Source organism: Arthrobacter sp. 10N44_2, from assembly GCF_056394385.1.
This window is the reverse complement of the sequence record NZ_JBFTHT010000008.1, coordinates 1-26,967: the sequence shown is the minus strand read 5'-3', so window position 1 is coordinate 26,967 and position 26,967 is coordinate 1. Positions and strand designations below refer to the sequence as shown.

General features: G+C 65.6%; 25 protein-coding genes and 1 pseudogene. 10 read left to right on the top strand and 16 right to left on the bottom strand.

Annotated features, from left to right (window positions below; all coding sequences use genetic code 11):
• Positions 1 to 12: 12 nt before the first annotated feature.
• The 4 genes from AC1DBX_RS10545 to AC1DBX_RS10530 form a co-directional block, all read right to left on the bottom strand.
• Entirely contained in the window at positions 13 to 780 is a 768-nt protein-coding gene (locus AC1DBX_RS10545; RefSeq protein ID WP_476849519.1) for an SDR family NAD(P)-dependent oxidoreductase, read from the bottom strand.
• A complete protein-coding gene (locus AC1DBX_RS10540) occupies positions 770 to 2,158 on the bottom strand; it encodes an MFS transporter (RefSeq protein WP_243177850.1) in 1,389 nt (462 codons plus the stop codon). Before AC1DBX_RS10540 ends, AC1DBX_RS10545 begins: the two co-directional genes overlap by 11 nt.
• A complete protein-coding gene (locus AC1DBX_RS10535) occupies positions 2,158 to 3,045 on the bottom strand; it encodes a polysaccharide deacetylase family protein (RefSeq protein WP_277523964.1) in 888 nt (295 codons plus the stop codon). Before AC1DBX_RS10535 ends, AC1DBX_RS10540 begins: the two co-directional genes overlap by 1 nt.
• Positions 3,046 to 3,145: 100 nt before the next feature.
• Positions 3,146 to 4,165 (bottom strand): asparaginase, encoded by a 1,020-nt coding sequence (locus AC1DBX_RS10530; RefSeq protein WP_476931703.1) that lies wholly within the window; start codon positions 4,163 to 4,165, stop codon positions 3,146 to 3,148.
• 287 nt (positions 4,166 to 4,452) lie between these two features.
• On the opposite strand from AC1DBX_RS10530, the gene AC1DBX_RS10525 reads away from it, so the two are divergent.
• Entirely contained in the window at positions 4,453 to 5,493 is a 1,041-nt protein-coding gene (locus tag AC1DBX_RS10525; protein ID WP_476849516.1) for a LacI family DNA-binding transcriptional regulator, read from the top strand.
• Between the two features lie 214 nt (positions 5,494 to 5,707).
• Here the strand turns inward: AC1DBX_RS10525 and AC1DBX_RS10520 are convergent, their stop codons facing one another.
• Positions 5,708 to 7,153, bottom strand: a complete 1,446-nt coding sequence (locus AC1DBX_RS10520) for a PucR family transcriptional regulator (protein WP_476849515.1) — start codon at positions 7,151 to 7,153, stop codon at positions 5,708 to 5,710.
• 228 nt (positions 7,154 to 7,381) lie between these two features.
• Here AC1DBX_RS10520 and pxpA point away from each other — a divergent pair, with 228 nt between their 5' ends.
• The 6 genes from pxpA (at position 7,382) to AC1DBX_RS10490 (ending at position 12,129) form a co-directional block, all read left to right on the top strand.
• Positions 7,382 to 8,089, top strand: coding sequence for a 5-oxoprolinase subunit PxpA (gene pxpA, locus AC1DBX_RS10515; RefSeq protein WP_308288969.1), 708 nt, complete (start codon positions 7,382 to 7,384; stop codon positions 8,087 to 8,089).
• Positions 8,090 to 8,125: 36 nt separating this feature from the next.
• Positions 8,126 to 8,365, top strand: a complete 240-nt coding sequence (locus AC1DBX_RS10510; protein WP_028276237.1) for an acetyl-CoA carboxylase — start codon at positions 8,126 to 8,128, stop codon at positions 8,363 to 8,365.
• A gap of 2 nt (positions 8,366 to 8,367) precedes the next feature.
• On the top strand, positions 8,368 to 9,720 hold the full coding sequence (locus AC1DBX_RS10505; protein WP_476871467.1) for an acetyl-CoA carboxylase biotin carboxylase subunit: 1,353 nt from the start codon (positions 8,368 to 8,370) through the stop codon (positions 9,718 to 9,720).
• Complete coding sequence (locus AC1DBX_RS10500) at positions 9,717 to 10,622, top strand: 5-oxoprolinase subunit B family protein (RefSeq protein ID WP_476931702.1); 906 nt, start codon at positions 9,717 to 9,719, stop codon at positions 10,620 to 10,622. Before AC1DBX_RS10505 ends, AC1DBX_RS10500 begins: the two co-directional genes overlap by 4 nt.
• Complete coding sequence (locus tag AC1DBX_RS10495) at positions 10,612 to 11,598, top strand: 5-oxoprolinase subunit C family protein (protein WP_476858688.1); 987 nt, start codon at positions 10,612 to 10,614, stop codon at positions 11,596 to 11,598. Before AC1DBX_RS10500 ends, AC1DBX_RS10495 begins: the two co-directional genes overlap by 11 nt.
• Before the next feature lie 246 nt (positions 11,599 to 11,844).
• Positions 11,845 to 12,129, top strand: a complete 285-nt coding sequence (locus tag AC1DBX_RS10490) for a hypothetical protein (protein WP_476858689.1) — start codon at positions 11,845 to 11,847, stop codon at positions 12,127 to 12,129.
• 3 nt (positions 12,130 to 12,132) lie between these two features.
• Here AC1DBX_RS10490 and AC1DBX_RS10485 read toward each other — a convergent pair whose 3' ends face one another.
• From AC1DBX_RS10485 to AC1DBX_RS10475, 3 genes are all read right to left on the bottom strand, one after another.
• Entirely contained in the window at positions 12,133 to 13,344 is a 1,212-nt protein-coding gene (locus tag AC1DBX_RS10485) for an alanine racemase (RefSeq protein ID WP_476931701.1), read from the bottom strand.
• A 113-nt stretch (positions 13,345 to 13,457) separates the two neighbouring features.
• Positions 13,458 to 15,359 (bottom strand): primary-amine oxidase, encoded by a 1,902-nt coding sequence (locus AC1DBX_RS10480; RefSeq protein WP_476931700.1) that lies wholly within the window; start codon positions 15,357 to 15,359, stop codon positions 13,458 to 13,460.
• A gap of 35 nt (positions 15,360 to 15,394) precedes the next feature.
• Positions 15,395 to 16,246, bottom strand: a complete 852-nt coding sequence (locus AC1DBX_RS10475; protein WP_476856029.1) for an MIP/aquaporin family protein — start codon at positions 16,244 to 16,246, stop codon at positions 15,395 to 15,397.
• 198 nt (positions 16,247 to 16,444) lie between these two features.
• On the opposite strand from AC1DBX_RS10475, the gene AC1DBX_RS10470 reads away from it, so the two are divergent.
• Positions 16,445 to 17,224 (top strand): potassium channel family protein, encoded by a 780-nt coding sequence (locus AC1DBX_RS10470; RefSeq protein WP_476871461.1) that lies wholly within the window; start codon positions 16,445 to 16,447, stop codon positions 17,222 to 17,224.
• 70 nt (positions 17,225 to 17,294) lie between these two features.
• Entirely contained in the window at positions 17,295 to 18,998 is a 1,704-nt protein-coding gene (locus AC1DBX_RS10465) for an alkaline phosphatase D family protein (RefSeq protein WP_476931699.1), read from the top strand.
• Positions 18,999 to 19,036: 38 nt separating this feature from the next.
• Here AC1DBX_RS10465 and AC1DBX_RS10460 read toward each other — a convergent pair whose 3' ends face one another.
• The 4 genes from AC1DBX_RS10460 to AC1DBX_RS10445 form a co-directional block, all read right to left on the bottom strand.
• A complete protein-coding gene (locus tag AC1DBX_RS10460) occupies positions 19,037 to 19,354 on the bottom strand; it encodes a hypothetical protein (RefSeq protein ID WP_476856032.1) in 318 nt (105 codons plus the stop codon).
• Positions 19,355 to 19,450: 96 nt separating this feature from the next.
• Positions 19,451 to 20,722, bottom strand: a complete 1,272-nt coding sequence (locus tag AC1DBX_RS10455) for an MFS transporter (protein ID WP_230008446.1) — start codon at positions 20,720 to 20,722, stop codon at positions 19,451 to 19,453.
• A gap of 128 nt (positions 20,723 to 20,850) precedes the next feature.
• Complete coding sequence (locus tag AC1DBX_RS10450) at positions 20,851 to 21,366, bottom strand: hypothetical protein (RefSeq protein WP_476849503.1); 516 nt, start codon at positions 21,364 to 21,366, stop codon at positions 20,851 to 20,853.
• A 74-nt stretch (positions 21,367 to 21,440) separates the two neighbouring features.
• Positions 21,441 to 21,749, bottom strand: a complete 309-nt coding sequence (locus tag AC1DBX_RS10445; protein WP_230008448.1) for a hypothetical protein — start codon at positions 21,747 to 21,749, stop codon at positions 21,441 to 21,443.
• A gap of 93 nt (positions 21,750 to 21,842) precedes the next feature.
• Between AC1DBX_RS10445 and AC1DBX_RS10440 the strand changes: the two genes are divergently transcribed.
• Positions 21,843 to 21,980 carry a hypothetical protein gene (locus AC1DBX_RS10440; RefSeq protein WP_476931698.1) on the top strand — a complete coding sequence of 46 codons (138 nt, stop codon included), beginning with the start codon at positions 21,843 to 21,845 and terminating at the stop codon, positions 21,978 to 21,980.
• A gap of 34 nt (positions 21,981 to 22,014) precedes the next feature.
• Here the strand turns inward: AC1DBX_RS10440 and AC1DBX_RS10435 are convergent, their stop codons facing one another.
• The 4 genes and pseudogenes from AC1DBX_RS10435 to AC1DBX_RS10420 form a co-directional block, all read right to left on the bottom strand.
• Positions 22,015 to 23,100: a DUF3616 domain-containing protein gene (locus tag AC1DBX_RS10435; protein ID WP_476931697.1), complete on the bottom strand. Its 1,086-nt coding sequence runs from the start codon at positions 23,098 to 23,100 to the stop codon at positions 22,015 to 22,017.
• A 37-nt stretch (positions 23,101 to 23,137) separates the two neighbouring features.
• Complete coding sequence (locus AC1DBX_RS10430) at positions 23,138 to 25,102, bottom strand: aconitate hydratase (protein ID WP_476872647.1); 1,965 nt, start codon at positions 25,100 to 25,102, stop codon at positions 23,138 to 23,140.
• Positions 25,103 to 25,225: 123 nt separating this feature from the next.
• Positions 25,226 to 26,287, bottom strand: coding sequence for a hypothetical protein (locus AC1DBX_RS10425; protein WP_476856036.1), 1,062 nt, complete (start codon positions 26,285 to 26,287; stop codon positions 25,226 to 25,228).
• Positions 26,288 to 26,475: 188 nt separating this feature from the next.
• Positions 26,476 to 26,967: pseudogene (locus AC1DBX_RS10420) on the bottom strand (3-oxoadipyl-CoA thiolase); the annotation flags it as partial.

The following is a 26,967-nucleotide window of genomic DNA, read 5'->3' as shown; positions in this document are numbered from 1 at the left end:
TTCCGGGGCATTTCAGGCACGCATCTTGATGGTGAGGCCGCCGTCAACAATCAGGGACTGGCCCGTGACGTAGACAGCATCATCAGAGGTCAGGAAGCCGATCACGCTGGCAACTTCCTGGGGCCGTCCGACGCGGCCCCAGGGGATTTCCAGACCGGCGCGCTGCAGGCCCTCGGGCCCGAGGGAATTCACCGGATCCAGGGACTGGGGAGTTTCGATCAGTCCGGGGATAACGGCGTTGGCGCGGATGCCGCGCGGCCCCAACTCGGCGGCCACACTGCGGATCAGGCCGAGCACGCCGGCCTTGGCGGCCGCGTAGTGGGCATGTTCCTCCCAGCCGTAGACGCCGCCGGCAATGGAGGATACGGCAACCAGCGATCCGCCGTCGGTCATCTTCGCGGAACCGGCGCGCAGGGTCCGCATCACGCCGGTGAGGTCGACGTCGAGCATGTCGTGCCAGCGCTGGTCGGTCATCTCCGCCAGGGGCGAGTTGCGCAGGATTCCGGCGTTGGCCACGGCGTAGTCCAGGCGGCCGTATTCCTGTATGGCGCGGTCGGCGAAGGCATCGACTGACGGGGTACTGCGGACGTCCACTTCGTGGATGACCCCCTGGCCGCCCGCGTCCTTCACGAGGCGAAGGGTTTCCTCCGGGTCGTGCGGGTCGCCGGGAAAGGTTCCGATGACAGAATGCACGCCGCGGTGGGCGTAGTGGACCGCGAGGGCCCGTCCAATGCCGCTGGCCGCTCCGGTGATCACGGCCACCCTGTTCTCAGGCGTCATGGGGGTGGTCCTCGAGCAGGGCTTCGACCGGCGGCTTCGCGGCGATCATCAGCAGGCCGGAGAAAAGGGTTCCGGCCGCGCCGACCCACAAGGCTGCAGCACCGGTTCCTACGCTGGCGGCCGCTAGCGTGAACAGGAAACCACCGAGAATGGTGCCGGGCTGGCTCATTGCGCCGATAAAGGCTGTGCCGGTGGCACGGCAGCTGACAGGGTAGCACTCCGCCATGAAGTACTGGATCGCGGCGTACGGTCCGACCAGGAAGAACAGTCCGGCGCCGTAGGTGACGATGATCATGAAGGGGTCCGTGGCAAGGGGGCTGAGCATGATGGCGAAGGAGATGCCGGAGATAATCCAGCCTCCGATGATGGTCCGCTTGCGGCCGATCTTGTCACCGAGCCACCCATGGAAGACATAGCCGAAGTATGCCAGCCCGTTGATGACGATCAGCATCCAGAAGGCGTCAGAAAGTTCCACACCCTTGGCGTTCTTCAGGACAGAACTGCCGAGAATGCTGAAAATGAGGATGCCGAAGAAGTTGAAGATCCAGGCCAGCGACAAGACGATCGTATTCCGGCGCAGGTGCGGCTCCCAGATGCGCTTGAGCGGGGCCGCGGAGGAGTGCTCGACGCCGAAGGCGTGGGCCAGGGAATGGGCTTCCTCGGTCTTGCCGCTCTTCTCGAGTTGGGTCAGCTTGTGGTGCAGTTCGAACTGCGGCGTCTCCTTCAGTTTCTTTGCGATGACCCACACGATGATCGCGGCCGGAACGGTCGCCATCAGGTACAGGGCGCGCCAGCCGAGGGACGGGAGGAAGACGAGGGCGAGGGCGCTCGCAAGCAGGAAGCCCAGCGGCCAGCCACCCTGGATGAAGGAGTAGTGGAAGCCGGGGCGCTTGCGCTTATCCGCGACTTCGGTGACCTGGTAGACCTCGTTCATGTAGGTGGCGTTGACGGCCTGCTCCGAGAACCCGAGCCCGCCGAAGGAACGGACCAGCACCAGCAGACCGTTGCTGAGGAACGGGATCCCGGTCGGAATCAGGGCCGTCAGGCCCGAGACAATGGCGGTCCCGCCGATAGTGGTCATCATGCCCTTGCGGCGGCCGAGCCGGTCAATGACCGGGCCGATTCCGAAGCAGACGATCGCGGTGCCGACGGCGATCCAGGTGTTGATTGCGTACGCTTCGGTCGCGGTCCAGCCGAACTCCTGCTGCATGGCCGGCAGGAGGGTGCCGAAAAGTCCGAAGTCGAACACGGCGACCGTCCAGGCACAGAGCGCCAGGACGGTGGCGACGGTTGTGTGGTGCTTGGAGAATACCGGGAAGCGGCGTTTTTCGTCCGGTCCGGGTTGCGTCAGATCGACGGCGGGCTGCTGGATGGTCATTACTGGTTTTCCTTTCGGGGGCTGCGGGCGAGGAAGGAGTCCGCGATCTGGTCGAACTTCAGCCAGCTGACGCCTTCGTGGGAATTGATGTGTTCGATGAGGCGCTCGAGCATGAGCAGCACTTGGGGGCGGCCCGAGACATCCGGATGGATGGTCATGGTGAAGACGGCCTGATCCATTTCCCGGTACACCCAGTCGAACTGGTCGCGCCACATTTGTTCGATGTCCCGGGGACTGACGAATCCGTGGGAGTTCGGGGCCGCCTTGATGAACATCATGGGAGGCAGGTCGTCCAGGTACCAGTTGGCCGGGATCTCGACGAGGTCGGTTTCGGTGCCCCTGACCAGCGGCTCCATCCAGGTTTCCGCGGCCTTGGTGTAGTCGATCTTCTTCCAGCTGTCGCCGACCCGGACGTAGTAGGGCTCGAAGTCCTTGTGCATCAGGGAGTGGTCGTATTTGATCCCGCGTTCGAGCAGGATCTCGTTGGTGACCGGGGAAAATTCCCACCAGGGAGCAACGTAGCCCGTGGGCCGACGGCCGGAGACTTTCTCGATGAGTTCGATCGACCGGTCCAGGATGGCCGTCTCCTGCTCGCGGGTCATGGCGATGGGGTTTTCATGCGAGTACCCGTGCACGCCGATTTCGTGCCCGGCGTCGACGATCATCCGCGTCAGGTCCGGGAAGGTCTCGATCGAGTGGCCCGGCACGAACCAGGTGGCGGGCAGGCTGTACTTCTCGAAAAGCCGGATGAGCCGAGGGCCGCCGACCTCGCCGCTGAACAAGCCGCGGGAGATATCGCAGGGCGAGTCCTCGCCCCCGTAGGAGCCGAGCATTCCGGCAACTGCGTCCACGTCCACGCCGAACGCGACTTGGATGTCCTTAGTCATGAGATCAACCTTTCACTGCGCTTTTGTTGAGGTTTGGCTTCTTGTTGAGGTTTGTCTTTGGGCTGTGGATTGTTGGTGAGGCTCGGATGTTGGGCGGCAACTAGTCAGGAAGCGTGCCCCTCAGGGCGAAGGCCTCCGCGATCCCGGCGGCGGGAGTGCCGAGCCTGAGCAGAAGGCTCAGCAGGACAAGCGATTGGGATGGCTTGAGCAGCCCGGCGGGGATGGCACCGGCAGCGCGCAGGTCCTCGCCGCCGCCGTCGCCGTACCGGGGCACCACGGCACCGGCATCCACCCGGGTGCTCGTCACCACCACGACGCCGGCAGCGGTGGCGCGCGCGACTTCCTGGCACAGCACGCGGTTAGCGTTGCCCGTTCCCGTCCCCTGGAGCACGATCCCTGCCGCCCCGGCCTGGAGGGCAGCCCGCAGGAGGGTGGCGTCGGCTCCGGGGTAGGCAGCAATGAGGTCCACGCGCGGCGAACCGGCGTCCGCGCCCGGCAGGGGCAACGGGGGAAGGCCTGGTCGTACCGGCTGGATCTCGACCTCGCCGGAGTCGGACACCGATCCGACGGTTCCGAAGTCCGGGTTGGCGAAGGCATCGAGGCTGGTTGTGTGGCGCTTGCGCACTCCGGCCGCAGGGAAGATGGTCCCGGCAAAGGCCAACAACACACCGGTTCCGCGCGCCCGCGGAGAACCGGCGACGGCGATGGCACGGGACAGATTGCCGGGTCCGTCCGGGGAGTCGGCGTCGGCAGCCTGCTGCGCTCCGGTGAATACGACCGGGCGGGGATCATCGTGGGTGAGGTCAACGAGATAGGCCGTTTCCTCCATCGTGTCCGTCCCGTGGGTGACCACGACGCCCAGAACCTGCGGGTCGGCCAAGGCCTCCCGAATCGTGGCGCAGATGGCGAACATGTCCTCGACTGTCAGCAGGTACGAGCCCTTCCGGAAAACGTCGAACACGCGGACCGGATGGGCCGCTGGCACGCCCATGCTGGCAAACACCTGCTCCCCCGTGTCGGACGCCACCGCGGCTCCGCCGGCCTCGGACGCACGTGAAGAAATCGTTCCTCCCGTGGCCAGCAGGACCACGTGGGGGCCAACTAAATCTGTGACGGTCATGTCCACTCCGTTTGTTCTGTAACTGTTTCCGCACACTTACCCAATCGATTGGGTTGGTGGTTAAAAGTTATTCCTGCCATGTTTCCTGCAGATGCTCCCGGAAGTTTCAGGGGGGTAAATACTTCGCCGCCGGCTCCCGGGATTCCGTCTACCCAATCGATTGGGTACGCCGTTTGATTGACTATAGAATGTGAGGTGGGACACGTCAAGCGTGCCTGGACCAGAGATCCGGGCATTATCAGGCACTCTTGGTGATGACGACCTTTTGAGCTGAGGCAGGGGACTGAATGGAAGAGAGCACGGCCGATGGCCGCACCATCACGCTGAAGGATCTCGCGAGCGAGCTCGGAATCCACCCCTCGACCGTATCCAGGATCCTGCACTCGGGCTCCGAAGTGGCGCGCGGGGCAGCCTCTGTAGCTACCGCCGAACGCGTGCGCGAGCTCGCGCGGAAGCGCGGCTACTCCCCCGACCCGCAGGCCGCCGGCCTGCGGACGCGGCGCACGCATCTCATGGGCGTGATAGTTCCCCGGCTTTCGGACCTCGTTCTGGCGATTATGTACGAGGGCATCGACGAAGCCGCGGCGGAGCTCGGCTATTCCACGTTTGTTATGAACTCGCGCGATGAGCCCGAGGAACAGCGCCGCAAGACGGACTCCATGCTGGCCCGGCGCGTGGACGGGCTGATCATCGGCGACGCACACCTGGACAGCGGCCTGTTGCGGGAGCTTGCCTCCCGGAAGGTGCCGTTCGTGCTCATGAACCGGCGCGTCCCGGGCTTCCCGTCGGCCACCTGCGACGACGTCCTTGGCGGCGAGCTTGTGGCCGACCACCTGTGGGGCATGGGGCACCGGGACGTCGCCGTGATCGCCGGCGAGCCCTATGCCAGCACGGCCGTCGACCGGACGGCCGGTTTCGTGGACCGCTGGCGCGCGCTGGGCGGGAAGATTCCCCCTGACGCCGTTGTGTGGTCCCGATTCGATACCGGCGGAGGACGGGAAGCGGCCGAGACCATCCTTGCTCACGGCAACTCCCACCCGACTGCACTGTTCGCCGTCAACGACTTCGCGGCCATCGGCGCCATGGGAGCCCTGCGGTCCCATGGCCTCGGCGTCGGCCGCGACGTGGCGGTGGTTGGCTTCAATGACACCTCGCTGGCCGCGGAACTGCCCATCCCACTCTCTTCGGTCCGCTCGCCCATGCTTGATATCGGGCGGACGGCGGTGCAGCTCCTCAAGGGCGTCCTGGACGGCCGGGAGGTCGAATCGGTCAGGCTGGAGCCGGTCCTGTGCGTGCGGGAAAGCAGCGGCTTCGGCATCGCGGTGTGACACTGCAAGAGAATCCTCCAGTCAGTCGAATCAGTGAGTGGAATCGGGAGGCCATGCGGGCACGCGCCGTCCGTCAATCCGTAGCCCAACCGTGCAGGCTCCACGCCCATGAGTTGAGGAGCCCATGACTTGAGAGTAGTGACCCGGGTCACAGCGTCCTATCGGAGGTTCGCCCAAGATTGGGGCGACTTTTAGTGCAAACTGCCCAGTCCCTTTAGCGGGCGGCCGCAACGATGCCGAGGGCGAGCATGCACGTGGCGCGGACTTCGCCATCGGACAGGTCCAGTTTCAGCAGCTCCTCGATTTTCCGCAGCCGGTAGCTGAGCGTATTCCGGTGGATGAAGAGTTCATCGCAGATCTTCGCGGAGTTCCCGCTGTGGCGCAGGTACGCGCCGAAGGTCTCCCGCAGCGAGCTGCCGCCGTCGGAGGCCAGGGGCGCCAGCAGTCGTTGGCACATCGCAACCAGACCCGGACTGGGCAGTCCCTGCACAATGCCGGCGAGATCTGCCAGCGGCGCCTGGTGCACCCCGGGCCGTCCCACATGACGGCGGGCAAGCTGAAGCGCCAGCGGCAGTTCGCTGAGGCCCGCGGATTCCGAGACGATGACGGACAGTTCCGGGGCGTCCGTAAAGAATCCGCGCGCAGCATCCAGTAAGTCGGCCGCCGAGTGCCGGTGCTGCAACAAGAGAGTCGTGAGTCCGGCCTCTTCCATGAACCGCACAGTGCCGAACCCGGCCTGTAGACCCACCCGGGCGCGCCATGCGATGGCGCGCAGCTTTGCGGGGGCCACCTCTTCTGAGCTGCCGATCAGCACCGCACCCCAGTCGCTGTCAGGATCGAAGCCGGACTCGAGGGCGTAGCGGCGCAGCGGCGTGGACGGCTCGCCGCGGTCCTCATAAAGGGCCTCCATGAAGCGTGCGGCTTCCCGGGAATGCAAGGGCGAATGGGACCCGAGGGTATAGCTAAGCTGCATAGCGATGACGGCGGCCACGGGGCCCAGAATGGGCTGCAGCACAATGTTGCTCCCGATCCCCTCAATGGCAAGCCTGAACTGCTCGGACTCGCCGCTGGGAAGGCGCAACGCGGTCCGCGCGGTCCCGCCGTGAGCCGCTCCCGCGGAAACAAGCTCGAAGGCGTTCTGGTCGATCACGGCCACCCTCGCATCGATGGCATCCGCCACCCTCTCCAGGACCTCCGCCAGGGAATGCCCGTCGGCCGCCAACCGGGTGCATTGGTCCGCCAGTTCCCAGCCCTTCCGCAACTCCTCATAGCGCTCGGCAGCGATGACCCGCTCCACGTGCCGCATGACCAACACAAAGGGCACCTGCGGCGCGAGCTCCAGCAGCGGCAGGCCGTGCACCTCGCAGGCACGGAGCAGGCCGGCCGGCAGCTCGCTGTGCGCCGCGCCCAAGCCGAACGCCAGCCCTGAGACGGGGACGGAAACCAGCCGTTCCACGTAGGCGTCCCAGGTCCTGAAGTCCTTGACGTTCAAGCCCATGCCGTTGGTCAGCACCAGGGCGTTCACGCTGAGGAAGGGCGTGGGGTCCATGTGTTCGGTGGGAGCGCACCAGGTGATGGGCCGGGCCAGTCGGCCCTCGCCGCCCGCAACCCGAAGCCGGATGTTGAGATCGGCGTTGTCTGCTAAATCAGAAATTCGCACGGGGCCCTCCCACTACGGCGGGCGTCCCCCACCGGACAGTGCAATAACCATAATTGATGCCCGCAGATTCAGCGACCTGCACAATATCGGGCACGTGAATTGCTGAGTAGCGTTGCACCCATGCGACCCAATGTGACTCCCGACACTTCTTCAGGCACCTCAGCCCACGCCTCTCCCTTCAGCGCTCCCCCCGCCTCTCCTTTCAGCGCTCCCCCCGCACAACGGAGGGTGCTCTTGAACTCCGATATGGGCGAAGGCCTTGGCCTCCACGAGTTCGGCAACGACGAAGAACTCATGCGCATCATCGACGTCGCCAACGTGGCCTGTGGGTATCACGCCGGCGATCCCGACGTCATGGAACGGACCGTGGCGTTGGCTGCTGAGCACGGCGTGGCGGTCGGAGCGCACCCCGGCCTGCCGGACATTGTGGGGTTCGGACGCCGCCGAATGGTTCTCACCCCGGCCGAGGTCGAATCGATCATCTTGTATCAAACCGGAGCCCTGACGGCGTTCCTCGCAAAGTACGGGCTGGAACTGAACCACATCAAACCCCACGGTTCCCTCTACGGCATGCTGGCCGGCGACGAGGAACTGATGCAGGCTGCCGCCGGCACAGCCTTGCAGTTCGGCGTTCCGTTTTTCGGGCTCGCGGGGACCGCCCACGAAAGCGTGTGCCGGTCCATGGGGGTGGATTTCGTGCCCGAACTCTATGTTGACCTCAACTACGGCCCGGCCGGTGAGCTGCTGATCCAGCGCCGCCCGGCGCCCACCGATCCCGACGCCGCCGCCGAGCGTGTCAGCAGGGCGCTGGCCGGCAAGCCCGTCCTCGCCGTTGACGGCACCGAGCTGGACATCCGGTTCCAAAGCATCTGCGTCCACTCCGACGCACCCAATTCTGTCGCAGTGGCCACCGCAGTGCGTGCGGTCCTGGGCTGAACCGATCTATCCAAACCATCTGAAAGAGAGCATCCCGTGGCAACCATCGTTTCCCCGCTCCCCGGCGTCTTTTATCGCAAGCCCGGCCCCGGCAAGCCGCCTTTCGCCAATGAAGGCGACGCCATCGAGGTCGGACAGACCCTCGGCATTATCGAAATCATGAAGCAGTTCACCGAAATCCAGTCCGATGTGGCCGGCACCCTGGAGTCGTTTGAGGTCAACGAGGGCGACATGGTCAACCCAGGCGACGCAATCGTCGTCGTCCGGGAAGGATAGCCATGAAGAAACTGCTCATCGCCAACCGCGGCGAGATTGCCGTTCGCATCGCCCGGACCGCCCGTGAAATGGGCATCGAAACATTCGTGGTGGCCAGCGAAGCCGACGTCGAATCCTTGGCTGCCCGGTCCGCTGACCACGTCGTCGTGGTGGGTCCGGCGCCTGCCACCGCCAGCTACCTGAACCAGGACGCCATCGTCGCCGCGGCCGTGGACAACGGCTGCGATGCCGTCCACCCGGGCTACGGGTTCCTCTCCGAGAATGCGGACTTCGCCCGGAAGGTCGCTGATGCGGGCCTGATCTGGGTGGGGCCGCGTGCGGACGCCATCGCCATGATGGGCAATAAGTCCTTGGCGAGGGAATCGGCCCGGAAGGCTGGCGTCCCCGTGCTCCGTGGCTCGGACGGCCCCCTCGATCCGGCGGCCGACGCCGTAGAAATCGCCCGCGGCATCGGCTACCCGCTCGTGATCAAGGCCTCCGCCGGCGGCGGCGGCCGGGGCATCCGCTTTGTGCACAGCGAAGGCAAGCTTTTGGAATCCATTGAGCAGACACGCGGCGAAGCGGCTGCTGTCTTCGGCGATCCCACCGTTTACCTGGAACGCTTTGTCCAGCATGCCCGTCACGTGGAGGTACAGGTCCTCGGCGATGGAACAAACTTCATCCATCTCGGCGACCGCGACTGCTCCATGCAACGGCGCTCCCAGAAGGTCATTGAAGAAGCACCGGCGCCGGACCTCCCGGACCACGTCCGCCAGAGGATCCGGGATTCCTCCGTGGAACTCGCCCGCGAGTGCGGCTACAGCGGCGCCGGAACGGTCGAATTCCTCTATGACCCGGTCAACCATGAAGCGGCGTTCATCGAAATGAACACCCGTATCCAGGTTGAGCACCCGATCACCGAGCAAATCACGGGCGTCGATCTGATCCGCGAACAGCTGCAGATCGCGTTCACCGGGGCGATGTCCCTCCGCCAGGACGACATCGCATTCAATGGCCACTCCATCGAATGCCGTATAAATGCCGAGGACCCCGACCACCACTTCTTCCCCAGCCCGGGCCTCATCACGGCAATGGACTGGCCCGCCGGCGCAGGCGTCAGGGTGGACACCGGGGTGGAGACCGGTTCCACGGTCACTCCGTACTACGACTCCCTGATGGCCAAGCTGATTGTGCATGCGGACACCCGCGAAGCGGCCATTGAGGCGATGCTGACGGCCCTGGATGAGACCCGCATCGAAGGCGTCAAAACCACCATCCCGGTGCACAAGAAGCTGCTGAGCCGGCCCGAATTTGCGGCCGTCACGCACCACTCGAAATTCCTTGAAACCGTCCCCGATCTGATGGAGGCACAATGAGCAGCCCGGAACCCGCCGTGTTGGAGGCCCGTTACACCTGGGGCGGAGACGAATTCCTGTTCGTTGAGGTCGCAGAGTCCATGAGCCTGGCCGCCAACTTCCGGGTGATGTCCATAGCAGCGAAGCTTTCGGCCATGCAGCTGCCCGGCATCGTGGACATCTGTCCCGCCAACGCCTCGCTGCTGGTGCGGTTCGATCCCGATGTCCTGCCGCCGTCGACCCTTGAAGAGACCGTCCGGACCATTGAAGGGGATCTGGCGCACCATCACGACCATTCGCTGGAAACCCGGATCGTCGAGGTCCCGGTCTGGTACGAAGACCCGTTCACGGCGGAAGTGGCCGAGCGATTCCGCGAAGGATTCCATCAGGAGCCCGGCGGCACCGACATTGACTACGCAGCCAAGGTCAACAACCTCAAGGACGCCGCCGAATTCATCCAGCGCCACCATGAGCAACCATGGCTTGTCTCCATGGTTGGCTTCGTCGCAGGCCTCCCGTTCCTCTTCCAGCTGGTGGAGCAGGAAAAGCAACTCGAAGTACCCAAGTATCTGAGTCCGCGCACCGACACCCCCAAACTGACCGTGGGCCACGGCGGCTGCTTCGGCTGCATTTACTCCGTGCGCGGTGCCGGCGGCTACCAGATGTTCGGGGTCGCTGCCGCGCCCATCTTCGATCCTGCCCAGTCCCTGGCCGATTTCAAGGACTTCATGGTGTTCTTCAAGCCGGGCGACATCGTGAAGTTCAAGCCCGTCACCGAGGCCGAATACAACACCATCCAGGCTGAGATCTCCGCCGGGACGTTCCGCTACCGGCAGGTGCCCGTGACATTTGATCTGCCCAAGGCGCTGGCGGATCCCGCAGGCTACAACCAGGAGCTCATGGAGGCCCTCAATGGCGTTTGACATCAAGAACCCCGGCCTGGCCACCACAGTCCAGGACCAGGGACGCACCGGCCACTACAACGTGGGCATCCCGCAGAGCGGTTCCCTGGACCAATACTCGGCCGAACTCGGCAATGCCCTGGTGGGCAACACCGCCAAGGAAGCCGTCCTCGAATGCACGTACCTGGGCCCGGTACTGACCACCGACCAGGATGCCGTCGTCGCCGTTACCGGGGCACCGGTTGAGGTCAAGGTCAACGGCGACGCCCGGCCCCAGTGGACCCGGCTCCAGCTGAAAGCCGGCGACGAACTCAGCTTCGGGGTCATCCGGGGAGGCACGCGCTACTACATCGCCGTTCAGGGCGGCATCGATGTTCCTGAGGTGCTCGGCAGCCGGTCCACCTACAGCCTGGGCGCGATCGGCGGGTTCCAGGGCCGCAAGCTGGAGGCCGGTGACCAGATTCCGGTGGGCGCCCCGCTCAACGCCGGAGCCCTGCCCGACGCCGATACAGTTCCGGAGGAATTCCGTCCCCTATTCGCCAAGGAACAGGCCGTCCGGATCGTCCTGGGCCTTTACGACCACCGGCTCACCGACGAAGGACTGGACAATCTCCTCCACAGCGAGTGGAAGGTGACCCCGGTGGCTGACCGGATGGGGCTGAGGTACTCAGGTCCCGGGGTGCAGTGGAAGGAGCGGGAGCAGCCATTCGGCGCCGGTTCCGACCCGTCCAACATTGTTGATGCCGGATACGCTGTCGGCTCCATCCAGATTCCCGGCGGCACCCAACCGATCATCCTGCACCGCGATGCCGTCTCCGGCGGCGGTTACGCCATGGTGGGCACGGTCATCAGCGCCGACATGGATCTGGTGGCCCGGGCCGCCCCCGGCACATCCACCAGGTTCGTGGCAATCAGCCTGGACGAGGCCCTTGTGGCGCGCAAGGAACTCGCCGAGCTCAAGAGGAACGCCCGTGCGGCCATCGGCGCCGGCGGCTGAGTAGCGGCCGGCGGCTGAGTAGCGGCCGGCGGCTGAGTAGCGGCCGGCGGCTGAGTAGCGGACCGGCGGACTAGGGCGAACGGACCGGCACACGAACCTTGTGCTTCTGTGCCCGCGGGTCCTTACTGGTGGGAGGAGACCAGGCCGCCCGCCACCAGGGCGCGACATCGCAAGGATCCAGCTCCCGGTTCAACGGTTGGGGCGGCAGGCGCTCCAACCGTCGAACCTGGATCTAGGAGGATGGACATGTTCGCTCGCGTCAGCACGTATCAGCCCGGCCCGGACAGCTCCGGGGCACCCACAGACGACACCGTCAACCGGGTGCTCCAGCTGCCGGGATGCCTGGGCATCTATTACCTGCTGGGGAAGGACAGCAAGTCACTGTCAATCACGCTGTGGGAGGACGAGGCGGCTCTCGCCGGCAGCGAACAGGCCGCCGCCAAGATCCGCGCCGAGACCAGTGCGGAGCAGCACATGGAGATCCTGGGCGTGGAGGAATTCCAAGTGCTGACCCGGCAGCTCAAGGATTGAGCGTCAGGACGGGGCGTAGCCAAGGGCCAGGGACGACCGGCGGAAGTCGGTCTGCCACACGTCCGTGTCCTGCCCGTCGGCGTCGGTGAGGACGTAGTCGGGCCAGCGGTCAAACGCGGAACAAGGATGGGATATCCCGAAATCCACGGTATCGGTGACATCCACTCCGGACACCCCGGTGAGCACCGCGTGATGGTCGAAGAGATTGCGCACCACTGCGGTTGCGCCGGGCTTAAGGGCTCCCTCCGCGGTCCGGACCGAGAGAACGCTGGGCAGTCCGGCGTCGTAGGGAAGGTCCCTTTTGCCGGCTCCGACGACGGCCATCCCGTCTTCGGGGGTGGACAGGACCATCGCGCGAACGGACAGCGCCGGAATCAGTCCCGGAACGGGGCTGACGGCGGCATAGGTGCCGTGGTCGTGGGTGACGTAGCAGCCCGATCGGAGAAGAATTCGCGTTCCGGGCACCTGGCCGCGATCGGGAAGGAACTCAACCACGCGGTCCGGGAACGCGGAACCACCCATGGAGTAGATGGGAGTGGCTGTCTCAAAGAACTCCGCCGCTTCCAGATAGATGTCCCGCACCAGCCGGCAGTGCCGGTCAACCGCTGTGACGTTATCCTCGGCCCTGCTGTTGGGCACGACGCCTTCATACCCGGCAACACCCACCAGCCTCAGTCCCGGCGTGGCACGGACCAGCCCGGCCAGCCGCAGACCCTCGGACAGGCTGCGGATGCCGGTGCGCCCGCCGGGAGTTCCGACGTCGATCAGCACCTCCAGGTCGGCCGCCGCGCCGTCGAAGATCTCGGCAGCCACCTTCACGCCTGCTGCCGAATCGACGAAGCAGCGGATTTCCCGGGCGGGATCTTCCTCCAGCCACGCACGGACACGCGTTAGCCCGGACCTGTCGACGATCTCGTTGGCGACGAGGACGCGCTGATGACCCCAGCGCAGTGCCGAGGCGACTTGATCCACGGTGGCGACGGTGACACCGACGGCGCCGGCCGCCAACTGCCGCTCGATGATTGGTGCCGACATCGTTGTCTTGACGTGCGGCGCGAGATCCACGCCCCGCTCCCGGCACCACGCCGCCATGACCCGGATGTTGTTCTCGAGGGCAGCGCTGTTGAGCCGCAGTTGCGGATACGCCGGCGCCGTGAGGGGCGTTGCCGCGAAGTCCGCATCGGTTCCGTCCGATCTTCCGCTCAGCCTGCTCACACGTATCCCCTGTTCTTCGATCCCAAAATTCTGCCTCGACTCCGACAAATCTACTGGACTGACGTGTCTACTGGAGTGACGTGCCTCTGGCGGCACGCCCTGGCCCGGGCCGCCTAGACGTCCAGCGCCGGGTTCCGGTCGAAGAAGCCGGCCGGCTTAAGCCAGAACGCGACTGTGTCCACCGGCATGACCGGCCACTCCTCCGGCCGTGGGATGTGGTGAATGCCGAAAACGTACCAAAGGACGACGTCGGTGTTTTCAACGGACCGCCCCTGCCGCACCCATTCGGGCATTCCCAGCCCGCCTGTGCCCTGGTTCACGAATTCGCCGGCGGGCCAGCGTTCCGCGGCATCGTTGGGCGTCACCCATACCGTGTGCCCGATGACCTCCGCACGCTGGAAAACCGGAGATGCCGGGTCAAAGAACGACGGGAAAGCTGCGCCGGGCACCAGCTTGTACGACACCGGGGTCCCGAGCCCGTTGACCGAGTTGTCGTTCGTCACCGTCCAGGCCCGCTGGGTCTCCCAGGAGTAGTCGTCGTGCCCCTCGGTCGTGATGGGGGTCTTGTTCTGATGCAGGGCGAGCCCGTACGGATTGTCCGGACCCATCGGGACCATCGCGGTTTCCGAACGGTAAACGGTATTTGCGGTGCCGTCGATGTCCAGGTCGAGCCGGGCCACGAGGAAGTGCTGGTGGAAGGGTGCATAGGTCCGGTTGTCCACCAGCGTTCCGCTCGGATGCTGCTGGCCCTCGCCGAAATGGCTGACCACCATGATGCCGGTGGCCCTCACCTCGCACTCAATGTTCCCGTCCTGGTAGAAGCGCCAGTACACCAGGTATTCATAGTTGGCCACGGTGACATGGAAAGAAATCACCAGTCGACGTATCCGGCGCACTTCCATGCCGCCGTCGTGGTCGATGTGCTTCCATAACACCGCCCCATCCTCTTCGTGGATGCAGATGGCGTTCCTGATGGTGTAGGGCTCCCCCGCAGAATTGTGCATGACCGCATCCAAATACCGGATTTCCCCGAGGCAGTCGCAGCCCAGTTCCAGCGACGTCGTCATGAATCCCAGACCCCATTCGCCGACGTCGAACGCGGTGCGCCGGTAGTGGTCATCGCTGGGATCCCGGTAGGGAACGGCCATTTCGGCGAAGGACAGGCGGTTCGCGATCGGCCGTTCGCGGCCGCCGTCGCGATAGCTGACCCGGTGCAGCGTCAGCCCTTCGCGGTAGTTGAACCCGACGCGCAGGGACCAGTTCTGCCAGCTGATCCTGTTGCCGTCCATCTGAAAGGAAACGCCTTCGGGCTGGACAATGTCCAGCGGCTTGAGCGGTTCGCGGGTGCTTGCGTCGCGGAGCCGGTCCGGGATCAGCGCCGGGATATATTCGCCCATGATCTCGGGACGGTCCACCGCAAAAGTGTCCTCGATGTCCAGCAGCTCCATGGACGCCAGGTCAATGACGCAGTGGAACCCGTTGACCGGCCCCGCATACGGGTTGGCGCCCGCACGGGCACGGACCCACGTGTCGGACCAGCCGATCCGGCGCCCCTGGTGCTTCTCCGGGATCATTGACAGGCCATAGGTCCACACGTCCATGAAGACCAGGGACAGATCAGTGATGCCGCGCTTGGCAAGCGCAGCGATCACCTGCGGGTGGCTGCGCAGCGCTGCGTCAGCTTCTTCCCACTCGTCGACGGTCATGTTCGCCTGAACGCCAGGGATATGGGTGAAGGAGAGGACAACCCCGTGGGTCAGCGATAACCGCGCCCGGTAGGTCTTGTTGGAGGACCGTTCGAAGCAGTTCACGCCGACGATCCGTTCCGGAGCCGGCGCGTCGGCAGCGGCTTCGAAGGCGGCGACGGCAGCCTTTTCCGGTTCGATCAGCTCGATTGCGGCAAGCCGCCACGCCGGAAACGTGACGCCTTGTGCGCTGGCGAGCAGCTCCGCCGCGGCACGGAACTCGTCCGCGCTCAGCGGATCCAGCGGATGAGACGGTGCGGCCCTTCTCACGGCGCTCTCCTTCTGCGGGTCACGTTCACGGCCCGCTACGGCTTATCTTCCTCGGCGGCCTCGGTGAAGAGGGCACCCTGCGCGGCTCCCGAGCCCGACCTCCCGCCGCCCGCTCCGCGCAGGATGAATGCGATACCGACGGCGGCCGCCGCGCCGACCAGCGGCCCGGCGACATACACCCAGTAATCGCTGAAATTTCCGCTGGCGAGATCCGGCCCGAACGTTCGTGCCGGATTCATCGACGTGCCGGAGATGGGGCTGCCCCACAGGCCTGCCAAGGCAATGTATGCGCCGACACCGAACGCCCCAAACAGCCCGACGTTCTGGGCCCCGGAGGCGGTTCCCAGGATGACGCTGACCAACACCATCGTCAGCAGTGCCTCCATCAGGAACGCGGCGCCGGCCGAATAACCAGCCGCCGGATAGTTTGAACCGTAGGTGGCGGAGACCCCGATCACGCCCTGCAGCAGCAGGCAGGCGAGCGTCGCGCCAATGAGCTGAACGACGATGTAGGCCGGCACCCGGCGCCACGGGAAGTCACCGCGGAGCGCGAACGCAATGCTGACCGCAGGGTTCAGATGCGCGCCCGAGATCTTGCCCATGAACAAGATGATGCCCATCACCATCAGGCCCGGAGCCACCACTGCCGCCGTGCGGCTGATGACGCCGGGGAACGCCTGGCCCATCATGCCGCCGCCGGCCGCGACGACCACGAGCAGGAACGTGCCGTATAACTCCGAGAACAGGCGCCGCCATTCCTGGCGCGGATCATTAAAGTCCTCAATACGCTGCAGGACGCTTTGCTCCACTATTTCAAGTATGTTGGGTATGACGTCGTGATGCGCGTGGTCCCGGCGAGCGCCGTCTTTGTCCTGATTTGCCGCCATGGCTGTCCGCCTCCGCAGGTTCTGGCCATGTGGTCTGCCGTGCCCAGCCTCGGTCTGCCACCTCAGAAGGCCAATGTACCGCTGACGGCGACAGTTGTCAGCGCTCCGCGGGTGGCTCGCTGCCAGCGGGTGGCTCGCTTAGGGTCAGTGTGGCAATTTCGTAAGGACATCCGAGGGACAAAGTCCTAGCATTCAGCCATGAGGCAAGAAACCTGGCAAAAGTATTCCGAGTGGCCCCTCGTCGGTGCGGCTTTTGTTTTTCTGGCGGCCTACTCCATCCTCGTCATTGCAGAACCGCCGCAGCCCTACGCCGACCTTCTCGGAATCGTCGTGGGGTCAACGTGGGTCGCCTTCGGCGCCGACTACATTGTGAAGTTGCTCCTGGCGCCCCAACGGGGCCGGTGGTTCGTCCGCCACCCCTTGGACCTGCTCATGGTGGTGCTCCCCGTTGCGCGGCCGTTGCGGCTCCTGCGTCCGTTCACCTTGCGCCGGGTCATGGAACGGGCCCCGGGCACCGCCATCAGGACCCGCGTCCTGGCCTACGTCATTGTCTCCGCGGTCCTCCTGCTCTACACGGTCGCCTTGAGCGTCTTCAATTTCGAAAAGGGCGCACCGAACGCGAATATCACCTCGATGGGCGACTCGTTGTGGTGGGCAATTGTCACCATCACAACGATCGGCTATGGCGACTACTACCCCGTAACCGTTCCGGGCCGGTGGGCTGCGGCCACGCTGATGGTCGGCGGGTTTGCAGTCCTGAGCATGGTCACGGCGGTGGTGTCCTCCTGGCTAGTTGAAAGTGTGACGGCAGCAACCAATCTGCGGAGGCGGTCGGACGAAGGCATCGGCAGCGAAGAACGTGCCCGCCTCGTGGCCCAGATCAGCAGGCTCCATGACCAGCTGGCCCAGGGACCGGGCGATTCCGGCAGTACCCCGGCCCTCGGAGGGACACCCAAGGAACCGCCTCAGGGGCATTGACGCTGCCTGCGTACGCTTGGACTTTCCTGACGCCATGGCCGCAGCCGGCCGGAGCAGGTACAACTGATTCATGACCACCCCTTCCCTGGTGCTCGGCCCTATGGTGCGGTACGTGGATGAGACGTCGGCGAGTGTCTGGGTGGAGACCCAAACCGCTGCCCGGGTTTCCATCCGTGCCGGCGGCCGGGGCTGGGAGGCCCGCACATTCGCAGTTCACGGCCACCACTACGCGCTGGTGGAATTGGACGGGCTGGAGTCCGGCACGGTGACGCCGTACGCCCTCGATATCAACGGAACGCAGGCCTGGCCCGACCCCTCATCCGGGTTTCCGCCGTCCATGATCGCCACACTGGCCACCGGTAAGCCGCTGCGGATGGCATACGGCTCCTGCAGGACCAGTGTCCCGCACGATGCATCCGGCAACCGGACCCATGGCGTCGACTCTCTGCGCGCCTATGCGCTGAAGATGGCCTCCGGCGGAGACTTGCCGTGGCCGGATCTTCTGGCCTTCCTCGGAGATCAGGTGTACGCGGACCTGACCAGTGAACAAATGCAGGAGTTCATCCGCGGCCGGCGAGACATCAAGGCACCCCCCGGCGAAGAGCTCAAGGACTACGAGGAATACGCCCACCTGTACTTTCTGGCCTGGTCAGACCCGGCGAACCGATGGCTGCTGTCGACCCTGCCCAGCGCCATGATCTTCGATGACCACGACATCCGCGACGACTGGAATACGTCGCTGAGCTGGAAGAAGAAGATGGAGGCCACCTCGTGGTGGCGTGGGCGGATCGTCGCGGGACTGGCCTCGTACTGGGTCTACCAGCATCTGGGGAACCTGTCACCGCAGGAACGGGCTGAGGATGCCGTGTGGCAGCGGATCATCGGGCACACAGGCGGGGATGAGCTCGATGTGGGCGCCGAGCTGGACAGCTTCGCGGAGCGGGCTGATCGTGACCCGAAATCCTATCGGTGGAGCTACTGCCGCGACTTCGGCGACACCCGGCTCATCGTGGTTGACTCCCGCGCAGCCCGGGACCTGACGCCGGACGATCGGGCACTGGTCGATGCGGTGGAAATGGCCTGGCTGGACGACCGGATGCAAGGCGGCTTCCGCCACCTGCTCGTGGCGACGTCCCTGCCTTTCCTGTTGCCGATGGGCCTGCACTACGTCGAGTCGTGGAATGAGGCCGTCTCTGAAGGTGCGTGGGGCAACCGTGCCGCCTGGGCCGGCGAGAAGCTGCGCCAGGCGCTGGACCTGGAACACTGGGGCGCATTCCAAAACAGCTTCAGGGAACTGGCGAACATGGCCAGCGAAGTCGCCGACGGCAAGCGCGGCCCGGCACCGGAAACAATCACCTTCCTCTCCGGGGACGTCCACTACTCCTACGTTGCGGAGGTGGAGCGTGCCTCTGGCAGCCGGATCCTGCAGGCCGTCTGCTCCCCCATCCGCAACCCGTTGCCCCGCCTGATGAGGTCCTTCGCGGCCATCATGTCCTACGGCTTGGCCACCCCGGTGGGCGCCTTGGTCGCGCGCTCCGCCAAGGTGCCGGACCCGCCGTTCCACTGGTCCGGCATCCGGGGGCCCTGGTTCCAAAACAACGTGGCCTATCTGGAGGTGGTACCGGAAGGGCTGAAATTGTGGTGGCAGACCGGGGTGGTGGACGACGGCGACCACCTGCATCCGAGGCTGGAACGCGTCGCCACCCTCACGGTGTCTCCGCGGAGCGCGCAGGACCCCGTCCAGGGACAGCAGGGGCAACAGCGAAACGCATGACGCGAGTTTCTTGTGATCCCCGCGTCGGCGCAGACGTTCTACCGAAGGTCGCGGTCAGCGGCTGCCACGTTCTCGACGGCGACCGTTTCGATGATTCTGGTCGATGGCTCACCAACCAGCGCCGGCGCCGTCACACCCGTTTTCCACGTATCGTTCTGCAGCCGGCCCAGGAAGTCCACCGCCGCCGCCTGCGTATCGAAGTCCATCTCCAGCATTACGTAATCCTGCTGGTCAAGCGGGCGCGAGATCCGGAATGACCGCACGCCCGACGCAGCGCGGTCCAGCGGATCGCTGTCGAAAGCCCTCCGCCACATGTCAAAATCCCGGACCTGGTGTTCGATCTGCAGGGTAATCACTGGGGCGCTCCTGTCGACGGTTCTACACGCCCACTGTAGGCCCCGAAGGCCCCGCCAAGTAAGGAGCATGGCCGAAGTGTTATTCCGGCTGGCGTCTTACGCCGGCTGGGATCCGGTGTTGGTGCTGGTCGGGGCGTTGGACTGATCGGCCTGGTGGCGTTGCCGGCGGCTCGCCAGCAGGAACGGCACCGCGATCAACTCGATCACGCCGCCGATGGCCAGCGACGCGGCATAGCCGTACACATCTGCCGCCCGTCCGAGCAGCGGCTGGACCACGACGCCACCGCTTGAGCCCATGAGTGAATCGAAGCTGAGCACTGTGGCGCGCTGCTTCGAGGCGATCATGTCGTTCAGGTACGCCTGCCGCACCGGTATGCCCGCCGAGGACACCACTGCCCAGAGCGCCAACAGCACCAGGGCCAACCAGAATACGTGGGTGAACCCGAGCACCACCAAGATCACCGTGTCCACGACGCTGCTCAGGATCAACACGGTGGTGCGCCGGCGGACAAGGCGCCGGATGCGCGGAGCCATCCAGCCGCCGAGCACCTGCGCCGCGGCCACGATGGCCGCCGCCAGGCCCGCGACAGAATACGCGTGGGGGTCCCCATAGAGCTCGAGCAGGTACGGCTGCAGGGCGTAAAACACATAGATCCCGACGCCGAAAGTGAACGGCGCGGCCAGCATCACGTAACGTACGGGCGGATTCTTCAAGCCGTTCTCGATCGAGGCGGCGAGTACAGCACGGGTCGCCTGGAGGGGATGGGTCGAGCGTTCGGGGGTGAACCCGACGTCGCGCATGAGCCCAAACGCCACCGCGAACATGGCCAGCAACACGCCCACGCGCATCAGGAACGGCACGCCCAGATTGGTGGCCTGCGCGATCACGCCGCCGGCAACAGAGCCGGCGAGCATCGCGACTCCGGCGACCATCTGGCCTCGACCGAGCACCGCTTCCATCCCGCCCTCGAACCCAGAGAAGCGCAGTGCATCGACGAGCCAGGCCTCCACCGCTCCGGAGAAGAAGGTGAAGCCCAGGCCGAGCAGGACCGACACCACCGCCCACCACCAGAACGGGGCGGAGAACTGCCAGAGCAGGTAGTAGAAGTAGGTCGAGACGGCAAGGGTCACGGTTCCGAGCAGGAACGAGACGCGCCGGCCCCAACCGTCGGCAACCACCCCGGTGGGCACCTCGAACAGCACCATGCCGGCCGTGAAGAAGGCATTCGCGGCAAACGCCTCGAAGTTGCTGAGACCGGCGTCGAGCAGGAAAAGGGTGTTGATCCCCCAGATGAACGAGGCCGCAAGGGTATTGCCCAGCGTCAACGTCAAATAGATGCGCTGAATCTTTCGGGCGGCGGCGTTCATCGCGTCGCCGTCCCCGCCAGGGCGAGGAGGGAGCACGAGCCCATTCTCGTCTCCGCTGCCGGCACGCGCCAGTGCACACCAGGCGCAGGGCAGGACGCGAACGGTCGAGCCGACGATGCCCGGTCTGCTCAGCTGCCCTGGTTCGTGTAGAACGACCGCCGGCGGGCGTACTCATGGACCCGGTCCAGGGTGGCGATCTGGTCGCGTGCCTTGGTGGCCAGTCCGTCGAACCTGGAACCGTCCAGTCCCAGATCGCCGGAGAGATCCTGCAGCGTCTGCCACAGCCCTAGTTTTCCCATCACCGCCGACCGCATGACCTCGGACTCCAGCACCAGCGTCATCGGCGAGCGGCTCACCACCCGCCCGTTGAGCTTGAGTCGGCCGGCACGCTCCGCAACCCACGCCGCCACCCGCCGCGGAGTTCGCCGTGGCAGGCCAAAATCCCCCACTAGTCCGCGCAGGTACTCCCGCTCCTGCCTGATTTGGGTGGCAAGTGCCGCAAGTTCGGCGTGGAAGGGGGTGTCCGTGAAGTCGCGCGCCATGCGCTCTATGCGGCCCTGCCCCGCTGTGGCTCCCGCGAGGTGGTCCGAGAGGTAGAGCCCGAACAATTTCTTATCGATTTTTCCGGAAATCTGCGGTGCCATGAATGCTCCACTCTGATCGAAGGGTTGCTTCGGGAAACATCACCCTACCGGAGGGCATGGCGGGCCCAGAAGTTCTATCGGGGCGCGGAATCGTCGTGCGCCGGCCGCACTGACCCGGCGTCGGGATCCATCGCCACGAGCCCGGCGTCGTCCTTCACCTCTGTCAGTTCCTGCGCCACGTCAGGCTTGAGCCAGGACGCCACCACGCTGACTCCGCCTCCGTCGTCGCGGTCGATCACGACGTCGATCTCGGAGGCGGCCGCCCCCATGCGCGACAGCTGCTCGCGATATGACGCGACGAGCATCTCCAGGCTTTCCTCGGTCCACTCCCCCGGCCGCATCCTCGTTGAGATTTCGACCGGTTCAGGCTGATACAGCGTCATGAAAGTCCTTCCCGTGGGGTTCGATCAGGGTGAGCACGACCCCATTCTCGCCCCCTGCGCCGGTGTGCGCCAGAGCAGGGACATCGGGCCGCCATGGCGCCAGGGCGTTCCGAAGTGAACTACGGCTATTCCCAAGTACTCCCCGCACTCGATCACCTGGGCGCGATGCACAGCGACGTCGTCGTTCATCTCCTGCAGGCCTGGCTGGGAAAAGTGGGCCGGCAGCAATAGGAACATCTCCCCGGGACTGTCGCGGCGCCGGTTCCTATGTGCTGAGGCGGAAAACGTCGGCTTTGATCGCGTGGCGTCCGGTCTTGCGCTTCCCCGACGGCGTCCCATACAACACCAAGGCCGACCGGTCATCGTCGAGAACGGTGATCCCCTCGGCATGGTCCTCGTCCTCACCGAACGGCGCGTCAAATTCGCAATGCAAGTCGTCTTTCGGCAGGACGGCCTCGGCCTGCGACGTCAGCGCGCCCCGCCAGCGAAACACGGCCGCGCGCCCGTCGAGTTCCATGGTGGGTCCTGCCAGGACGAGCAGGTCCCGTCCGTGACGGCACAGATCCCGCACGCCCAAACCATGCAGGCGAAGGAAGTGCTTGCGGTAGCGACGATTCCCGGGACCGATCGGCTGCGGCTCCAAGCCGGGCCCGCCACCAACCTGGAGCTCTATGATCATCGCCCACCCACGCAGCACCGGCCCGCGCAGACCGATGAACACCCGGTCGCCCGCTACGGCGAGGCCCTCGCAGTCAATGCCGTTGTCCTTGCCCGGGATCGGGCGACCGGTCGTCGAGGACTGGATGAAGCTTCCAAGATGTGGGTCATCAGCCAGCAGATCCACCAGGTCCGTGCCCCGGCCGAGGCCCAGCACGGCGGGGCGCTGCTGCTGCCCCGTCCGGCCGCCGTCCGGATCGAGGAGGACCTTAGTCGAAAGCCGGGCCAACACCCGACGGCGCTGGCTGACCTCCACTGTCGCCAGGGAATCCTGCGCTTCTGCGGGTGTGGCGTTGTTCTTGACCTGTTTGCGGGCCGAGCTGTGCGATCCAAGCAGCCACAGCGTGTCATCCTCGACATCGAGGCCCTCGATGTCCATCTCACCCCTGTCCCCGGGCAGCTCAAGGAGGTGGGTGAGGTCGAAGCTGCGGTGGGTGCGGGCCTGGCCGCCGGCCTCCAGGGTGAGCCGTTCGAGGCTGGTCGTCTCGTCATTGGCGACCCAAAGGTGGGAACCCTGCCGGGCGGCCGCGGACAACCCGTCGCGCAGGTCAGCCTTCGGATCCAGGGTGCTGCGCTGGTCGAGTACGAGGCTGATTTCGCCGGAGGGCTCGTCCGGCCGCGGCCATCCGCTCACCGCGGCACACCCATCCTCGTCAGCGGTGATCGGCAGCTCATTCCCGCGCTCTCCGTTCGCGCAGCCAAGGGATGAGGCCACCTGCCAGGAGCATGTCCACCTGACGGCTGGAGAGACTGTGCCGCACAGGGTAGACCTCGTCTCGGGTCCGGTTCTCCACGAGGATCTCCTTGCCTGTGAGCAGGGCGTCGTGTATCCCTGTCAGCGCGAGCACATCGTCCTGTTCGATGCGGTCATGATCGGCCGCATTTGTGAACTCGACTGCGAGGACGCCGAAATTGGCCAGGTTCTGCCAGTGGATCCGCGCGAACGAGACGGCCACCACTGCGCGCAGCCCGAGGAAGCGCGGGGTGATAGCTGCGTGTTCCCGTGAGGATCCCTGGCCGTAGTTCGTGCCCCCGACCAGGATGTGCCCGGTGGAGTCGCGGGTTTGGGCGGCGCGGGCGGCGTAGGTGGGGTCGAGCTGGTCGAAGGTGAATTCGGCGAGTTTGGGGATGTTGCTGCGGTAGGGCAGAACGCGCGCACCGGCTGGCAGAATCTCGTCCGTCGAGACATCGTTGCCCACCACCAAGGCCACTGGTGCCTCGATGCGGTCGGCGAGTGGGCCGAAGACCGGAAGCGAGGAGATGTTTTCGCCCTTGACCAGCGCTACTTTGCCGGCTTCCTCCGGCGCCAACGGCTCCTCCAGCATTGCCACGTTCACGCTCGACACCGCGGGAAGTTCGATCTCGGGATACTCAAGGTCGAAAAGCTCCGTCAGGTCCCGCGGGTCGGTGATAATTCCGGTGAGCGCAGCAGCCGCAGCCGTCTCCGGCGAGCACAGGTAGACCGAGTCCTCCTTCGTGCCCGAACGGCCGGGAAAGTTGCGGGGCATCGTGCGCAGGCTGTTGCTTCCGTTCGCGGGGGCCTGTCCCATCCCGATACAGCCCATGCATCCGGTCTGATGCAGTCGGGCTCCGGCGCTGATCAGATCAAACGTGGCCCCCATCCTGGTGAGGTCCTGCAGGATCTGCCGGGAACTCGGGTTGACGTCGAAAGACAGTCCAGGGTGGCACTGCCGTCCCTTCGTGATGGCGGCGACAATTGCGAAGTCGCGCAGGCCCGGGTTCGCTGAGGACCCAATCACGACCTGCGCCACCGGCCTCCCAGTGACCTCCCGCACCGGAACGACGTTCCCGGGCGAGCTGGGCAGGGCGATGAGCGGCTCGATCGAGGCCAGGTCGATCTCGTCGGTCACGTCGTAGGTGGCACCGGAATCGGCGAGGAGTTCGGTGAAATCGTCCTCGCGCTGTTCGGAGCGCAGGAAGGCCCGCACCTGGTCGTCGGCCGGGAAGACCGTGCTCGTCGCACCGAGTTCGGCGCCCATATTGGCAATCACGTGCCGGTCCATCGCGCTCAGTGTGGCGAGGCCGGGACCGTAGTACTCGATGATCCGGTCCTTGCCGCCCTTCACGCCGTGCCGGCGAAGCATTTCGAGGATGACGTCCTTGGCACTGGTCCACGGTGGCAGCTTGCCGGTAAGCCGCACGCCCCAGATCTCCGGCATCTTCAGGTAGAGCGGCTCGCCCGCGATGGCCAGGGCCACCTCGGTGCCGCCGACCCCGATTGCCAGCATCCCCAGCGACCCAGCGGCCGGGGTGTGACTGTCGGAACCGACCATGGTCGTGCCCGGACGGCCAAACCGCTGCATATGGGTCGGATGGGACACCCCGTTTCCGGCCTTCGAGAACCACAGACCAAACCGGCGGCAGGCCGAGCGGAGAAAATCATGGTCCTCAGCGTTCCTGCTGTCGGCCTGCAACAAGTTGTGGTCCACGTACTGCACGGCTACTTCAGTTTGTGCCCGGTCCAGCCCGATGGCCTCCAGCTCGAGCATGACCAGCGTCCCGGTCGCGTCCTGGGTGAGGGTCTGATCGATACGCAGGCCAATCTCACGGCCGGGAATCATCTCCCCGGCCACCAGATGGGATGCGATGAGCTTTTGGGCCACGTTGTAGGCCACGGTGTGTTCCTTACTCGATGGCGAGGCCGGATGCCTCCGCCGTCAACGAACCGGGCACCGGGCACTCCCCTTTATCCCCAAATTAGCCCACTCCGGGCGCCGGGAACAGTGGGGATTTGACGCTCATCGTGGCCCTGCCGGAAACGGTGCGCTCCTGGTGTTCAACGAGCTGAGGAAGGCCAGTGCCGCGGCCAATCCCGCACTCAGCACAACGGCTCCCAGCCACATCGACACTGGCCATTGAATCGATGCCGCCAGGGCGATCCCAGCCAGTTGGCCGGTCCAGATGAGTGCCGCCAGCACGGCGGTGACCGCCGGCAACGTGCGCCTCAGCCACGGGCCCGGCCGTCGGGCAAGCAGCAGATCCGCCGCTACCGCGATGATCGTGGCTCCGGCAGCACCGGCGACCGCGGCCGGGCGCAGCCCCGACATGGCCAGCGGCAGCCACGCCACCACGGCGACCAGGATGGTGGCAATACCGAAAGGCGGCCTTCGGGCTCCGGAGAAGGTGTAGAGGAAGGGGGCGATAATCAGCGCTGTGGTCACCAAATAGCTGGCCAGTCCGAGGGCCGGAGGCAGCTCCGCCTGGGTGTGCCCGGGGCTCCCGATCGGCGTCTGCAGATAGGGGACGGCCGGCGGGGTCCGGACGAACGCCGAGCAGTAGATGAGGAAGAAGGCTCCCAAGCCCGTCATCAGGGCGAGAGACAACAATGCAGCCGGCGTCCATGAGAAGGCTTCTGCGCCGCCGGCGGCCCGTGCACTGCGGATACCGGTGCCGAGGATGAGGAAGAGGCTGAACCCCAGCAGCAAGTGGGTGGGGCTCACCAGCGCATCGAGGGAGACTTCGATGCCCAGGATCTCGTGCCAGGCCAGATCCAGGACGCCCGCGACGGCGAACAGGACCAGTCCGATGACAGTGCCCCGGTAGCCGGCCGGCACCGACCGGGTCAAGGGCCGCCCGGGCTGGCGGTTCCTCCAGATCACGCTTGCCGTCCACGCGGCGGTGGCCACGAGGCCCGAATAGAGTGCCGCGTGCCAGGGGGTGAAGAAGGTTTCCAACCCGGGAACGTGCAGGTGGGCCCAGCCGTCCAGGAACACAGCCAGGAGGAGCCAGATGCCCAGCAGTTGCGTCACAAGGTCGTTGCGCGCCCCGGCCCGAAGAGTCTGCGCTGCCGTGTCAACCATCGTCGCTCTCCTCGCACCCGCCGTGCCGTCACACTCGCCGCGCAGTCCAGGGAGGCCGGGATGCCCACACTTGGCCCGCGTCGAATGGTTAAAGCTTGGACGTCCCGGTGTCCGACCGCCAGTGCTGCATTCCCTCAGTCCGTCGCTGGTTGTGCCGACAGGTTATGCCTGCGGGTTAAGCCTGCGGGTTATGCCTGCCCGGTGGTGACGTTTTCGAGCACGACGGCGAGGCCCTGGCCGACGCCGATGCAGATCGCGGCGACGCCCCAGCGCTGCCCGGAGGCCTGCAGGGAACGGGCCAGGGTGCCCAGGATCCGCCCACCGGAGGCGCCAAGCGGGTGGCCCATGGCGATCGCGCCGCCGTGCCGGTTCACGATTCCCGCGTCGATGTCCCAGGCGTTGATGCAGGCCAGGGACTGCGCGGCGAACGCCTCGTTCAGTTCGACGGCGCCGACCTGGTCCCAGCCGATCCCGGCCTTGGCGAGGGCCTTGTTCGCGGCCTCGACCGGGGCGTAGCCGAAGTACTGCGGGTCGTTGGCGTGCGCGCCGCGCCCGGCGATCCGGGCCAAAGGCTCCAGGCCCAGGATCCCGGCGGCCTTTTCACTGCCCAGCCACGCCGCGGACGCGCCGTCGGAGAGCGGGGACGCGTTCCCGGCCGTGACGGTGCCGTTCCCGGTCCG

Bases quoted from the DNA above. Each gene is read 5' to 3' on its own strand.
- AC1DBX_RS10530 (WP_476931703.1), bottom strand. From the start codon at position 4,165: ATGACCGTCACAGATTTAGTTGGCCCCCACGTGGTCCTGCTGGCCACG.
- AC1DBX_RS10425 (WP_476856036.1), bottom strand. From the start codon at position 26,287: ATGGTTGACACGGCAGCGCAGACTCTTCGGGCCGGGGCGCGCAACGAC.
- AC1DBX_RS10450 (WP_476849503.1), bottom strand. From the start codon at position 21,366: ATGGCACCGCAGATTTCCGGAAAAATCGATAAGAAATTGTTCGGGCTC.
- AC1DBX_RS10465 (WP_476931699.1), top strand. From the start codon at position 17,295: ATGACCACCCCTTCCCTGGTGCTCGGCCCTATGGTGCGGTACGTGGAT.
- AC1DBX_RS10470 (WP_476871461.1), top strand. From the start codon at position 16,445: ATGAGGCAAGAAACCTGGCAAAAGTATTCCGAGTGGCCCCTCGTCGGT.
- AC1DBX_RS10455 (WP_230008446.1), bottom strand. From the start codon at position 20,722: ATGAACGCCGCCGCCCGAAAGATTCAGCGCATCTATTTGACGTTGACG.
- AC1DBX_RS10525 (WP_476849516.1), top strand. From the start codon at position 4,453: ATGGAAGAGAGCACGGCCGATGGCCGCACCATCACGCTGAAGGATCTC.
- AC1DBX_RS10440 (WP_476931698.1), top strand. From the start codon at position 21,843: ATGGCGCCAGGGCGTTCCGAAGTGAACTACGGCTATTCCCAAGTACTC.
- AC1DBX_RS10495 (WP_476858688.1), top strand. From the start codon at position 10,612: ATGGCGTTTGACATCAAGAACCCCGGCCTGGCCACCACAGTCCAGGAC.
- AC1DBX_RS10535 (WP_277523964.1), bottom strand. From the start codon at position 3,045: ATGACTAAGGACATCCAAGTCGCGTTCGGCGTGGACGTGGACGCAGTT.
- AC1DBX_RS10545 (WP_476849519.1), bottom strand. From the start codon at position 780: ATGACGCCTGAGAACAGGGTGGCCGTGATCACCGGAGCGGCCAGCGGC.
- AC1DBX_RS10490 (WP_476858689.1), top strand. From the start codon at position 11,845: ATGTTCGCTCGCGTCAGCACGTATCAGCCCGGCCCGGACAGCTCCGGG.
- AC1DBX_RS10540 (WP_243177850.1), bottom strand. From the start codon at position 2,158: ATGACCATCCAGCAGCCCGCCGTCGATCTGACGCAACCCGGACCGGAC.
- AC1DBX_RS10505 (WP_476871467.1), top strand. From the start codon at position 8,368: ATGAAGAAACTGCTCATCGCCAACCGCGGCGAGATTGCCGTTCGCATC.
- AC1DBX_RS10475 (WP_476856029.1), bottom strand. From the start codon at position 16,246: ATGGCGGCAAATCAGGACAAAGACGGCGCTCGCCGGGACCACGCGCAT.
- AC1DBX_RS10445 (WP_230008448.1), bottom strand. From the start codon at position 21,749: ATGACGCTGTATCAGCCTGAACCGGTCGAAATCTCAACGAGGATGCGG.
- AC1DBX_RS10500 (WP_476931702.1), top strand. From the start codon at position 9,717: ATGAGCAGCCCGGAACCCGCCGTGTTGGAGGCCCGTTACACCTGGGGC.